The organism is Methanolobus sp. ZRKC3 (assembly GCF_045291275.1).
Lineage (GTDB): Archaea > Halobacteriota > Methanosarcinia > Methanosarcinales > Methanosarcinaceae > Methanolobus.
In genome coordinates, this window is sequence record NZ_CP146982.1 from 1,395,591 (window position 1) to 1,408,647 (window position 13,057).

Here is a 13,057-nt window from a genome sequence, read left to right on the forward strand (position 1 = left end):
TAACTACTAATCATCATTCTTGACTATTAAAAATTAAATATGTCTAAAAATAGTTAAAATGGTTTATTAAGATAGAATATAATAAGGTGCCTGTAATAAATTACCAAACAAAACATTTATTTAAAACATCTGAGTAGTTGTTTTAATCATAAAATACATAACATTTTCACCCGCAAATAAACTCAATGAAAGTGAAAACATGGAAAACGAACGATTATTACAGGATCTGGGGTTAACAAAGTACGAATCTACCACTTATGCATCATTATTGAAAGAAGGAGTAATCGGTGCACAGGAACTTTCACGTAAGTCAACTGTCCCGGTTGGGAAGATATATGAGGTACTTTCAAATCTGAATAATATGGGACTTGTGGAATTCCAAAGATCAAGGCCCCGCAAATACAAGGCAGTGAAGCCAAGTATTGCATTGAATAACCTTTATTCCAAAAGGGAAGAAGAAACAAAGCGAGAGCTTGAGGAATTCAAGCTGAGGGTATCCGAGATCGAAGACAAATTCTCAAATATGGCCCATCCAGACCACACAGAAGTTAAATTCTGGTCCACGAAAATGGGTGAGGAAGATATAATAAAGGACATGAGGAATCTTATTTCAGAGATTGAATTGGAAATATTGCACGTAAAACCCTCAAGAATGATAGATATAATGAATAAGGGGGAATGCTTCGATGCAGATAAGATAATTCCAGTCATTCTCGATGAGTTCATTAATGCTGCAAAAAAAGGTATAAAGATCAGATCCGTAGTTCCAGGAGATATTTTTATAAATGCAATGAAGAAAAAGTTCGCAGGTATCGAAGATATCGATACAAAACAAAAAATAATTGAAAATATAAACACTCGTGTACTTGAGTGTGAATATGATTTTACCATAATTGATGATTACCTCGTTTACGTACCCATCCCTGACCCCCTTGAACCCAGCCAGATGTTTGGCGAGATGAAGATGTATGACCGCGAGTATGCACAAAAGCTGAAAATGAGATTTGAAGAACTCTGGTCAAGAGGGAAAAAAGTAGTATTCGAATAAAATACTCATTTTTTTTACAATCGATGGCAACATTGTAAATTATAGCAAACTATTTATTAATAATACACACTAAAAATAAAGAGTAGAATTCATTCAGGAGTGGCAGGATACAAGGAGCTACTGGGAGGTAGACACCTAAATGCGCTTAGCCGTAGGTTTAGTCCTGCCACATAGATAATAGAAATGGGGAGATAGAAAATGGCATGGTATGACGTTGTTTTAGGTGTGGCTACAGGTGGTCTGTATACAATTGGAAAAACAATTTATCAGGCAGGTAATGCAGCAGAGGAGGCAGGAGATGCGGCAGAACAGGCAGGATTGGCAATTGCAGTCATCGGATCCACAATACAGGCATTAGGAGAGCAGCTGGAATCCACCCTTCAGGAAGTTGAAGAATTACTGACTATAAAGAGACTTACACCCAGAAATGAAGATGACCTATGGGATGAGGAAAAGGAAAGGCTCAAAGACCTGAGAAAGGAAGAGGCAAAGCTCAAGAAGATACTCAAAGCCATGGGAGTTTCAAATCCAACAGACTTCAGTTTTGATTTCTGGGATATGATCACCAACATGCAGGATGTTCTCAAAAAGTTCCAGCTCATGGCACGACTTGCATCTGTAAGAAAAGAGATCCACGATATATTCTACCAGGAACCGGGAGTCCTGACAAACACCATCTACAACGCCAAAGAAACTCTTGAGCGTTTCAATACCATTGAGCAACCAATGATAGAGGACATACTGGACTCACTTGATGATAATCTGGATGTCAGCGAGGAAGTGCTAAAGGAAGTCAAGAAGCTCTTTGTCACAAAGAAGAAAATACCCATCTCAATAGATGAACTTAGCCCGTCAATAAAGAACCATCTGGAAATGATAAGTAGGGATAAGCAATATTATGCAGGGCTTATCGAACGTAAAGATAACTTAACATCCCAGCTTGGAGATGTTGTCCAGAAGTTCCCCAAAAGCAAGTTCGAGATCACTACGGGGTCTGTTGCTATTGCAGGGATGAATATCAAAGGCAAGGATGTTATTACAGGTGGAATTACCAACCCCGGCATAGTTACAAATCCTGATATAGTTACAAATCCCGGCATCGTCACTAAACCGGGAATCGTCGCCAGGCCGGGAATAGTTACCCGGAAATTAAGCGAATTAGATGATACTGTTGATACAAACATAAATATCGAAACTGAAAAGGTTGCTGATATTGGAAGCGTCAGGGATAGCACAACAGTACCACAACCAACGGTCAACAAGAAAACTATTCGAAGCACAGAGACCGAAAGCTCTGACCTCAAAACAGCAGCATCAAAGCCCGTGATTGAAGGGAAGATAACGGATATTGCGGATATCGCAACCATTACAAATATTCCTGATATGAAGCTTGCTATCGACAAGATGCCAAAATATTCCACGATGACAATGCAACCTCATGGTGCTAAGGTCTCTGCTTCCCTGAACACTAAATTCGATGGCTATCAGAGAAGCTATGACCTAATGAATGCCCAGAAAGCATTCTACTTCAAAAAGGGACTGAGACTTGAGAGAAAATACGAAAAACTGGCAAACAGATGGGAAGAGGTTCCGGGCATAATTCCAAAGACACTGGATGAATTACATGGAGTTCTCAAAAATGTAAGAACGGAAGAGCAACCACGTATCGACCTGGTGCTTGATAATCTCAATGCCAATCTTGAGGAGTCAAAAGAAACGCTCTCAAAGGCAAATGACACGATGGATTCCATCAACAGTGCTCTTTCAATACTTAACTTCGATACAAAATACCTCAAACTTGGTGCAATGGTCCTCGGCGGACTGGTAGTTCTTAACCTATTTTTCGGACTGATAGTACTTATCAGGATGTCACTTGGATATTAAATAAAAAAGGATGGATGGCTGAACCATCCATTTCCATTATTTCCTGTGGATTTATTTATTTATTTATTCTACTGTTTCCTGAACTGTGACGGAAATATCCACCCCATCGGAATCCACGAATACGGTTGAACCCTCAGGCACCTCGCCTGCAACTATGAGTTTGGCGATTCTGGTCTCGACCTCATTCTGGATGACCCTCTTAAGTGGTCTTGCACCGAATGTCTCACTGTAGCCGGCTTTTCCAAGATAGAGCTTTGCAGCTTCACCTATCTCAAGGTGTATCCTCTTCTCCTTCAACCTTTCAACAAGGTCTGCAACCTTGATATCAACTATCCTAGTAAGCTGTTCTGGCTTCAGTGCATGGAATAACGCAACCTCATCTATACGGTTAAGGAACTCTGGCCTGAAGTATTTTCCAAGCTCATCCAGTGCTCTAAGCTGAAGCTGTGAATAATCAACATCCTTGCGGGATTCATGGGGCTGGGGAACTCCCTGCTCAGGACGGTAATTGTCATCCTGGGACATCAGCACATCAGTGATGTCACCTGCAAAGATGTTCGAGGTCATGATTATCAAGGTGTTCTTGAAGTCCACGGTCCTGCCCTTGGAATCAGTCAGTCTGCCGTCATCAAGTATCTGGAGCATTACATTGAACACATCAGGATGGGCTTTTTCTATCTCATCGAAAAGCACGACAGAGTAAGGCCTCCTGCGCACCGCCTCTGTAAGCTGGCCACCTTCATCGTGACCGATGTACCCAGGAGGGGCACCGATCATGCGTGAAACTGTGTGCTTTTCCATGTACTCTGACATGTCGATACGAACCATGTTGTTCTCATCATCGAAAAGTTCGGCCGCCAATGCCTTGACAAGCTCGGTCTTACCCACACCTGTCGGACCTATAAAGATGAAACTGCCAATGGGGCGCTTTGGGTCCTTAATACCGGCATAGTTACGAATTACAGCATCAGCCACAGCTCTGACAGCTTCATCCTGTCCGATGATACGGCTATGGAGATTATCCTCAAAGTGCATCAGTTTCTCACGCTGACCCCCCATAAGGCGGGTTACCGGAATATGAGTCCAGTGACTTACGACCTCTGCAATGTCTTCTTCACCGACCTCCTCGCTCAGGAGCATCTCGCCCTGCATATCCTTAAGACGATTTTCTTCTTCAGTATACTGATGCTGAAGAGGTATGAGTGTACCGTATTTCAGTTTTGATGCAAGCTCCAGGTTGTTGTCATTCTCAGCAAGTTCCAGCTGTACCTTAGTATCCTCTATCTCCTGTTTGATAGCACCAAGCTTTGAAATTACCTCTTTCTCCATATTCCATCTTGCACGCATTGCATCGGATTCAGCCCTGATATCTGCAAGTTCCTTCTCAAGATCCTCAAGCCTCTCCTTTGAAGCTGCATCTTTTTCCACCTTCAAAGCCTCGCGCTCGATCTCAAGCTGCATTATCTTACGGTCTGCCTCATCAAGTTCAGCAGGCTTGCTGTCAATGGCAGTTCTCTTCTTTGCAGAGGCTTCATCCACAAGGTCTATGGCCTTATCCGGAAGGAAGCGGTCTGCAATGTAACGGTTACTCATCATGGCAGCGGCTACGAGTGCGGAGTCCTTCAGACGGACACCATGGTGTACCTCATACTTTTCCTTGAGTCCCCTCAATATTGAGATAGTATCTTCCACCGTGGGCTGCTCCACAAGCACGGGCAGGAAACGACGCTCAAGAGCTGCATCTTTCTCGATGTACTTGCGGTACTCATTAAGGGTCGTGGCACCTATGCAGTGCAGTTCACCACGGGCAAGCATGGGCTTTAGCAGATTACCCGCATCCATAGCACCCTCTGTTGCACCGGCACCTACAATGGTGTGAAGCTCATCTATGAACAGAATTATCTGACCTTCTGAATCACCAACTTCTTTGAGCACTGCCTTGAGCCTTTCCTCGAATTCACCCCTGAATTTTGCACCGGCAATGAGTGCACCCATATCAAGAGCTATGATACGTTTTTCCTTCATTGCCTCAGGCACATCCCTTTTGGCAATACGTTGTGCCAGGGCTTCGACAATAGCAGTCTTACCCACACCTGCCTCACCTATCAGCACAGGATTGTTCTTCCTGCGCCGGGAAAGTATCTCTATTGCATGTCTTATCTCCTGATCCCTTCCAATAACAGGATCAAGTTTTCCCTGTGAAGCCAGTTCCGTGAAATCAATACCATATTTCTTGAGTGGTTCCATGGTGTCTTCCGGATTCTCTGAAGTAATTCTTCTATTCCCCCTTATCTGTGTGATAGCCTGCAATAGTCGATCTCTTGCCACACCTTCACCTGCAAGCATTTTGCCAGACTCACAACTGCTTTCACTTAAGATAGCAAGTAGAAGATGCTCAACACTGACATATTCATCCTTCATTTTGCCAGCTTCCTGCACCGCTGAGTCGAGAACCCTACGCAGAGTTTGCGTCATATAGACCTGTTCTCCACCCGGACCTGAAACCTGAGGAAGACCTTCAAGGTAAGATTGAACTTTCTGAAGTAGTCGGTCTACGGAAACATCCATATTCTGAAGCAAAGTTGAGACTAACCCTCCACTCTGTTCGAGAAGTGCAAGGAAAAGATGTTCACACTCTATCTGCTGATTCCTGTACCTTGCTGCAATTGTAGTAGAGTCCTGAACAGCCTCCTGGGCTTTTTGTGTGAAACGATTAAGATCCATAAATTAACCTCCTTTAGTACAACTATGAATTGATGACAAATCTCCCTTTTAGGATTCTATAAATTATACATTAAGTATTTTTTGATGACATTAACTGCACATTCAGTCCAATCCATCAAAAATCAGGCATCGTACAAGGAATCTGGTGAATTCCTAAATAATAGATAGAGAAAAAAAGCACTTTACATCCAAGGCGGGAAGAGTAAATCCGCAATTCAGGATATCAGAAATGATTCCAAAAGATAAATTAACGAGCTTGAAGTCATAAATGAAGAAATAAAAAAGAGAATTGGCTGAAGAACAGATGACTTCAGCCTGTATACATTACGTACGTTTTGAAGAATGATTTTGACGGCCGGTCTTATGGCTCCCACCCTTAGATGAGGAAGATTGGCCAGATCGCTGATTTCCACCCTTAGAAGAGGAAGATTGACCAGATCGCTGATTTCCACCCTTAGAAGAGGAAGATTGACCAGATCGCTGATTTCCACCCTTAGATGAGGAAGATTGACCAGACCTCTGATTTCCACCCTTAGATGAGGAAGATTGACCGGACTTCTGATTTCTACCCCCGGATGAACCAGACTTACCCCTGCCCTTACCCTGAACCCTGGGAACAGGTCTTGCTGCAGCGCCTTCTGCAAATTGTGCAGTGTTTGAGTGGTGCTCATGCTTCCTGACACTCAGTTTCATTTTTATAAGCTTCTCTATGTTACGAAGGTAATCACGATCCTCTGCTGCACAGAAAGAATATGCAGTGCCTTCTGAACCTGCTCTGGCAGTTCTGCCTATTCGGTGTACGTAAGATTCAGACTCATTGGGCAGATCATAGTTTATGACATGGCTTATTTCCTCAACATCGATACCACGTGCAGCAATATCAGTTGCCACCAGTACATCCAGGAATCCGGATTTGAAATCTTTCAAAGCCTTAGTACGTTGGTTCTGTGACTTGTTTCCATGAATGGCATCTGCATGTATCTTGTTATTATTCAGCATCAGAGCAACCTTATTAGCACGATGCTTAGTACGTGTAAATACGAGAACACAGGTGAAGTCCTGTTTCCTGAGAAGTTTCACCAACAGATCATTCTTATGTTCCTGGTCTACAAAGAAGACTTCCTGGTCAATACGTTCCACTGTAGTTGCCTGAGGAGTAACTTCCACATGCAGCGGATCTGTGAGAAGGTTCTTTGCAAGCTTGCCTATTTGCGGAGACATAGTAGCTGAGAAAAACAGGGATTGACGCTTTACAGGTAGTTCTGAAACAACCCTGCGCACATCATGGATAAAGCCCATGTCAAGCATCCTGTCCGCCTCGTCAAGCACAAAGAAATCAATATCATCTAACCTGATAAATCCCTGATCCATAAGATCAAGCAACCTTCCAGGTGTGGCTACAAGGATATCCACCCGTCTTGAAAGCGCCCTTACCTGATGGGCCTGGCTCACACCGCCAAATATGACCGTATGCCTGAATTTGAGAAATTTACCATACGCTTCAACACTTTGGTCGATCTGCGCTGCAAGCTCCCTTGTAGGCGCAAGTACAAGCATACGAGGTGCCCCTGGAGAAGGAGTCTTTGGAACCTCTACCATCTGCTGAAGCATAGGCAGAACGAATGCTGCCGTCTTTCCAGTACCCGTCTGGGCAATACCCATCAGGTCCCTGCCTTCAAGCAAGTGAGGAATAGCCTGTGACTGTATCGGAGTCGGAGAAGAATATCCTTCTTTAGCGAGTGCCTCCAGAAGAGGACTTATAAGATGTAAATTTTTGAATGTCATAGTATCTCTTAATGATTATTGTAAATTTGACTATGGCCCCAGGATATTATTATGATCCTGAACAATGCCTTCTGCGTCAAGGCCTGTGAACATGACCTATGACCTAGTCTGTTTATCACTTTATTAATTGAGAAAGAGCGGATAGCGTTAGGACAACACCAATACCCATATCAAATTTAATTCCGGTAATAAAATCACTTTTTGTCCGTCATGTTAGACTTCAAATTCCAACCTTTAATACCAGTGCTTATTATTTAAGCATATAGCAAACACTACAACAGTTGCATTTGCCATTGAAAAGTAGAAAATTAGGGCAAAATGCCCAAATATAAGAGAACTATCAACTTTCGTTCATCTTATCATGTACCCAGAAATCACCATCAATTGTGTACTCTTTTTTCCATATGGGCACTTCTTCCTTAATTCCCTCAAGAGCATCTACCAATGTCTCAAAAAGCTCTTTACGGTGCGCTGCTGCAACCACGATATACACAATATCCTCACCGGTCTTTATCAGACCTGTTTTATGGTGGATAACAACATCTATTATATCTTCCTGGGATTTGAGCTCAGTGCATATACGTTCAATTGCCTTATCAGCAACACCTTCGTATTTCTCAAAGTCGATAGCAGTAGTTTCAACTTCATCTGTAATCTTACGCACGATACCTGTGAAAGTTGCAATGCCGCCTGACATCTTAATATCAGGATTGGATTTGACCTGCCTGATGAGAAGACCAAGGGTTACCCAGTCATCCTGCTCAAGCACAAGTTCCACCAGACTGCTAATATCCCATTCATCCTTTGCAGGAAGCTGTTTGACCACGTTTGAAATGTCAGCATCACCTTCCATCTCGCCAAGGAATATTTTGGGAAGGGAACTTCTTTTGGCACCTTCTACGACAGCAAAGTCCATGCCAGCATCTGCAAGAGCATCCAGTGCGTTCCCATGATCAGGGTTGCGTGTTATCGTTACAAGTTCCGAATCGGTTATGGCAACAACTGCATCAGCCCCTGCATCGAAATGCTTTCCTGTATCCGTGTTCTCAGGATTGAAGCGATGATGGAATATCTGCTTTACCGTACCCACGGAACCTTTTTCTGAAAGAGCCTTTACCAGACGTGTAACCAGTGTCGTCTTACCGGTATCCTTGTAACCTGCCACGCAAATGACTTTCATGAAATTGTTTATGATTGCTTATCATATAAGTACACATTGTACTTTTCAATCCAATTATTTTTTAGATAAATAGTAAATTATAATTAACAAATATCGAATAATTTATATTTAGGAAGCTGATAGGCATTCTGATGAGCGAGTATAAGATAAGCATCCATGATATGCCGGAAGATGAAAGGCCACGCGAGAGATTATTGAAATACGGATCAGATGCACTCTCCAATGCTGAGCTACTCGCGATTATCCTGAGAACCGGCTCCAGGAAGGAAAATGTTGTGAACATGTGCGCCCGCATACTTTCGGAATACAACATCAAACAACTGAGTCAGGCAAATGTTGTCAAACTCACCCGAATACATGGCATAGGAACTGCAAAAGCCGCCCAGATAGCTGCGGTTTTTGAGCTTGCCAGAAAACGTGAAGGATTCACTGATGAGCCAAAGAGAAGGATAAGATCACCTGCAGATGTGTATTCACTCCTCTACCCGAAAATGAGGGAACAAAAACGCGAAAAGCTGGTGGCTCTGCTGCTTGACACCAAGAACCAGGTCATACGCGAAGAAACAATATCCATCGGCAGTCTGAATGCAAACATCGTCCACCCCAGGGAAGTGTTCAAGGCGGCACTCATAGAATCTTCTGCATCCGTCATACTCTCGCACAATCACCCATCCGGTGACCCCACACCCAGCAGGGAGGACATCTCAGTAACCGAAAAACTGGTAGAAGGCGGGAAGATGCTTGGCATCGATGTGCTGGACCATGTGATAATAGGTGACGGACGCTACGTGAGTCTCAAGGATGAGGGGCTTGTCAGATAACATAGGATGGTTTTTAGAATCTAAACAGATTGACAAACAAAACATTTAAGGATTCATCCGATAATTAGCACTCAGATGAAAGAGATAGAACTGGAAGACCCGTACACTATTCCCTACAGGGGAATCTACGCAGTCTCTGACAAGAACAATGAGCATGCAGAGGTCATTGAGCACACCAACTGCTATGCTGGTGCAGCCTGGTCAAAATTCCATTACTCACATTCACCATTGATCATGAAGACACGCTCCATAGGGAATATGATACGATACCTTGTAAAAACAGGCACATCAACCCTTGAGCTGAAACCATCAACTGCAGCTGCAGGCATAGAATCTGTCATTGTTGAAGGAGATGAAATACAAATAACCTATGCAGGTCTTGGAGGCGGAGGTGTAGGAGCCACGAAATGCAGGGCTTTTGCCGATGGAGTGCTTCGTTACGAGTGCAGTGAATCCGGCGGAGGAAGGGCTGCAAAAGGAACCATCGTAGTACCAAGAAGAGAAAGGGTACTCATCGGTATTGATGACACCGACACAAAGGAAGAAGGTGCCACATGGTCCATGACCCATAACATTGCAGAGGCGCTCAACTGCCCTGAATCAGTTTACCTTTCACAAACACTCGTCCAGCTTTTCCCTGTATCCGCAAAGACACAGAACTGCGTATCCACAGTATTGGAATTCGGATGTATCGGCGAAAAAGCAAAGGAAGAACTGCTGGAAAATATTAAAGGCGCACTCTTGAAATACAGCGTGTCAGACCAGACAGGAATGGTAGTCCTTACAAACTTTGATGCAGACATGGTCAAGGAATACAGCAAACAGTGCCGCAGTGGTGAGCTCACAAGAGATTATGCCATGCAGTACGCAAAGGATAACGGTGTTGAGGTCTGGCTTGACGGGAACGGAGTCATAGGCGCATTGGGAGCACTTGCCTGGTTCGCGCAACCAGACGATTCCGTAAAGCTTGGCGCTGAACTGGAATAAGATGAGAAGATGAATGACAGTACCAACATAACTGGACTTGAGGCACTTTTCCTTGGAGCCATTGACAGCAATGTCAGGCTCATTACAGCAGTAGCAGGCTTCCCTATAACCGCTGTTGCGGATAGGTTCACACAGAAAGAGGAAGAGAACGAATACAGAATATGCTGGATAACAAACGAGAAGTCTGCGATGGAAACTGCCCTCGGTGCTTCGGTTTGCGGCCAGAGGTCCATGGTACTTGTCAAACATGTGGGAATGAATGTCCTTTCTGACCCGCTCATCACCGCCATGACCCACACCATAGGTGCCGGTCTTGTAATACTCGCAGGTGACGATCCTGCAGCCCGGGCATCCCAGAACGAGCAGGATTCCAGATGGTACGGAAAAGTTGCCGAAACGCTTGTCTATGATCCTTCAAACCCAAAGGATGCCTATGAGACTGTTATGAGAGCTTTTGAACTGTCAGAGAAGGCAAAGGTACCTGTTATCGTAAGAGTTACCGACAGGCTCGAAAAAGATGAAGTTGAGATGGCAAGGAAGAGCAACACATCAGATTATCCAAAAGCAGCTGAGTTTGACAGGTCCATATGGACATTCACCATGCATGGAAAGCACCAACGCTTCCACAGGATATCATACCCAATACTTGTAGATGAGACAGAGAACTGCCCCCTGAATAAAATATCATTAAATGGCAGTGATGTCGGCATCATCTCATCAGGCTACCCATCCAGGCTTGTGGATGAGTTCCTTGACAAAAATTCAGGATGGTCTGATGTTTCCCACCTGTCCCTGAATGTAGTTTCACCTTTCCCCTACGAATTAGTATCAGAATTTATCAAAAAACACAAAGATATCATTGTTGTGGAGGAAAGCGAATCCTATATCGAATCACACCTGAACATTCTGGATAATATCAGAGGAAAACATAGTGGACATCTTCCTTATGGGATCATTGAACCCGAAAATATCGAGTTTGCACTTGAAAATGTCGAGAAGGATAATATTGAAAAATATACCGAGATCCAGACCATTAAAAAGAGAGGAACACGCCCCATTTGCAATGAGTGCCCCTACATGCCACTCTACCATATGTTGCGTGAACTTGATGTGATGATAGCAGGAGATATGGGATGTTCCATACGTACAGCACCTGAACCCCTCGGGGCTGTGGATACCGGATTTGCATTGGGAGGCGCCATATCCACAGCATGTGGTTTCAAGGATAAGGGAATAGCGGTCATAGGGGATTTCGGACTTGCACATTCGGGAATCATAGGACTGATAAATGCTATTAATTGCAACAGCGAAGTCACGATAATTGTCTTACAAAATGATGTTGCAGCAATGACAGGCGGGCAGGAGACACCCGATATTTATGCTGCGGTGAAGGCACTTGTTCCGGATACATCCGTTATCGATATAGATGAGCTAACCGGAATATCTGGATTTGAGGAAGCAAAAGAAATCCTTAGGAATACTGTTCTTGAGAAAATGGAAGAATCAGATATCTCTGTTATTTACATCAAAGGAAAGTGCATTAAATTCTAGTCAATTGACTTTTATTGTTTGAATAAAATTGTTTAATGTTTATAATTTTTTGTTTTAAATTACAAACAAAAAAGAATAATCACAGGTTTACAGGAATACCAAGAATCTCCTTGTGACCTGTAGCAATATCCCTTGCGATCTCAGCGCATCCTTCTGCTGCACTCCATCTGTCAAGTACATGACACTGTGCATCCAGATGTTTGTTTATCTTTTCAACAACTCCAGGCATTTCACCTATCGAGCCTTCAAGGACGACATCACCAATTGAACCATAATCTTTTAACAGGATCTGCATACTTGCAATTTCCATTGCCGCAAATAGCGCAATAGTATCAAAAGCGAGAATTGCATCCTTGTCACCTTGTTCTGCTGCCTCCAACAATTCATGCCTGTCCGAGAACTGAGTATGCTTGAGAACACCAGCATTCACAAAAGCATCATTGGCACTCATCCTGCCAGCATCCACATCCCTGAGAGCCTGGACATCCAGAGGGCCATGACGTAATCCAGGAGCGAATACACAGGCATCAATGGCACCTATAAGCCTGCCTTTTGACACAGCAAGGGTAACCGTATTGGAACTGATATCGGAAAGAATGAAATCATCAATACCCTTACATAGTGCATGATAAGCAATGCCTAATTTCTCAGGACTTGTGGAATGGGAAAAAACATTCAAGCGGGGATCAGTATCACTCTTGTCATGAATACCCGGTACAAGTACAGCTGGAATGGACGAGTTTCTGATAGCATCAAATACACGACTTCCACCGCCTGTTTTCTTTCCAGCACCTTCAATGCTCCTCACACCACGATTCTCAACCGAATGCAGATTTTCAAAAGAGGTGAGAGAATCGCCCATGGAATAGGTTACAGCCATCATTCCAATATCACTGCGAGCCACACCAAAGGAACTCTCTATCAGAGATATGATCGCTTCCTCATCCATTGATGCGGCATTACTCCTTGGAACCTCCAGTTTCAAGGGCTCTGTCAAATTATTGCCAATTGCTACAAACCGCATTGCAGTTGTACCGTGATCTACTCCGATAAACATATTATACAAACCTTTCCTGA

Annotated in this window: 9 protein-coding genes; 5 read left to right on the forward strand and 4 right to left on the reverse strand. The window is 43.6% G+C overall.

Going from position 1 to position 13,057, the window contains the following annotated elements; genetic code table 11:
- Window positions 1–199 precede the first annotated feature (199 nt).
- Window positions 200–1,048, forward strand: coding sequence for a TrmB family transcriptional regulator (locus tag V7O66_RS07005; protein ID WP_406659590.1), 849 nt, complete (start codon window positions 200–202; stop codon window positions 1,046–1,048).
- A 198-nt stretch (window positions 1,049–1,246) separates the two neighbouring features.
- Window positions 1,247–2,932 carry a hypothetical protein gene (locus V7O66_RS07010; protein ID WP_406659591.1) on the forward strand — a complete coding sequence of 562 codons (1,686 nt, stop codon included), beginning with the start codon at window positions 1,247–1,249 and terminating at the stop codon, window positions 2,930–2,932.
- 63 nt (window positions 2,933–2,995) lie between these two features.
- On the opposite strand, the gene clpB is transcribed toward V7O66_RS07010, so the two are convergent.
- From clpB to V7O66_RS07025, 3 genes are all read right to left on the reverse strand, one after another.
- Window positions 2,996–5,656, reverse strand: coding sequence for an ATP-dependent chaperone ClpB (gene clpB, locus V7O66_RS07015; protein ID WP_406659592.1), 2,661 nt, complete (start codon window positions 5,654–5,656; stop codon window positions 2,996–2,998).
- A 324-nt stretch (window positions 5,657–5,980) separates the two neighbouring features.
- On the reverse strand, window positions 5,981–7,441 hold the full coding sequence (locus tag V7O66_RS07020) for a DEAD/DEAH box helicase (protein ID WP_406659593.1): 1,461 nt from the start codon (window positions 7,439–7,441) through the stop codon (window positions 5,981–5,983).
- Window positions 7,442–7,781: 340 nt separating this feature from the next.
- The gene (locus V7O66_RS07025) at window positions 7,782–8,621 is read right to left on the reverse strand and encodes a molybdopterin synthase (protein WP_406659594.1); all 840 of its coding nucleotides are present in this window, start codon (window positions 8,619–8,621) and stop codon (window positions 7,782–7,784) included.
- 131 nt (window positions 8,622–8,752) lie between these two features.
- On the opposite strand from V7O66_RS07025, the gene radC reads away from it, so the two are divergent.
- From radC to V7O66_RS07040, 3 genes are all read left to right on the forward strand, one after another.
- Complete coding sequence (gene radC / locus V7O66_RS07030) at window positions 8,753–9,442, forward strand: DNA repair protein RadC (RefSeq protein ID WP_406659595.1); 690 nt, start codon at window positions 8,753–8,755, stop codon at window positions 9,440–9,442.
- A 75-nt stretch (window positions 9,443–9,517) separates the two neighbouring features.
- The gene (gene mmp11, locus V7O66_RS07035; RefSeq protein WP_406659596.1) at window positions 9,518–10,429 is read left to right on the forward strand and encodes a methanogenesis marker protein 11; all 912 of its coding nucleotides are present in this window, start codon (window positions 9,518–9,520) and stop codon (window positions 10,427–10,429) included.
- 9 nt (window positions 10,430–10,438) lie between these two features.
- Entirely contained in the window at window positions 10,439–11,980 is a 1,542-nt protein-coding gene (locus V7O66_RS07040) for a thiamine pyrophosphate-dependent enzyme (RefSeq protein WP_406659597.1), read from the forward strand.
- Window positions 11,981–12,059: 79 nt separating this feature from the next.
- Here the strand turns inward: V7O66_RS07040 and V7O66_RS07045 are convergent, their stop codons facing one another.
- Window positions 12,060–13,037: a methanogenesis marker 12 protein gene (locus V7O66_RS07045; RefSeq protein ID WP_406659598.1), complete on the reverse strand. Its 978-nt coding sequence runs from the start codon at window positions 13,035–13,037 to the stop codon at window positions 12,060–12,062.
- Window positions 13,038–13,057 lie beyond the last annotated feature (20 nt).

What these genes read in the sequence shown, in the direction of transcription:
- V7O66_RS07005 (WP_406659590.1), top strand. Translation starts at nt 200, where the DNA reads ATGGAAAACGAACGATTATTACAGGATCTGGGGTTAACAAAGTACGAA.
- V7O66_RS07010 (WP_406659591.1), top strand. Translation starts at nt 1,247, where the DNA reads ATGGCATGGTATGACGTTGTTTTAGGTGTGGCTACAGGTGGTCTGTAT.
- clpB (WP_406659592.1), bottom strand. Translation starts at nt 5,656, where the DNA reads ATGGATCTTAATCGTTTCACACAAAAAGCCCAGGAGGCTGTTCAGGAC.
- V7O66_RS07020 (WP_406659593.1), bottom strand. Translation starts at nt 7,441, where the DNA reads ATGACATTCAAAAATTTACATCTTATAAGTCCTCTTCTGGAGGCACTC.
- V7O66_RS07025 (WP_406659594.1), bottom strand. Translation starts at nt 8,621, where the DNA reads ATGAAAGTCATTTGCGTGGCAGGTTACAAGGATACCGGTAAGACGACA.
- radC (WP_406659595.1), top strand. Translation starts at nt 8,753, where the DNA reads ATGAGCGAGTATAAGATAAGCATCCATGATATGCCGGAAGATGAAAGG.
- mmp11 (WP_406659596.1), top strand. Translation starts at nt 9,518, where the DNA reads ATGAAAGAGATAGAACTGGAAGACCCGTACACTATTCCCTACAGGGGA.
- V7O66_RS07040 (WP_406659597.1), top strand. Translation starts at nt 10,439, where the DNA reads ATGAATGACAGTACCAACATAACTGGACTTGAGGCACTTTTCCTTGGA.
- V7O66_RS07045 (WP_406659598.1), bottom strand. Translation starts at nt 13,037, where the DNA reads ATGTTTATCGGAGTAGATCACGGTACAACTGCAATGCGGTTTGTAGCA.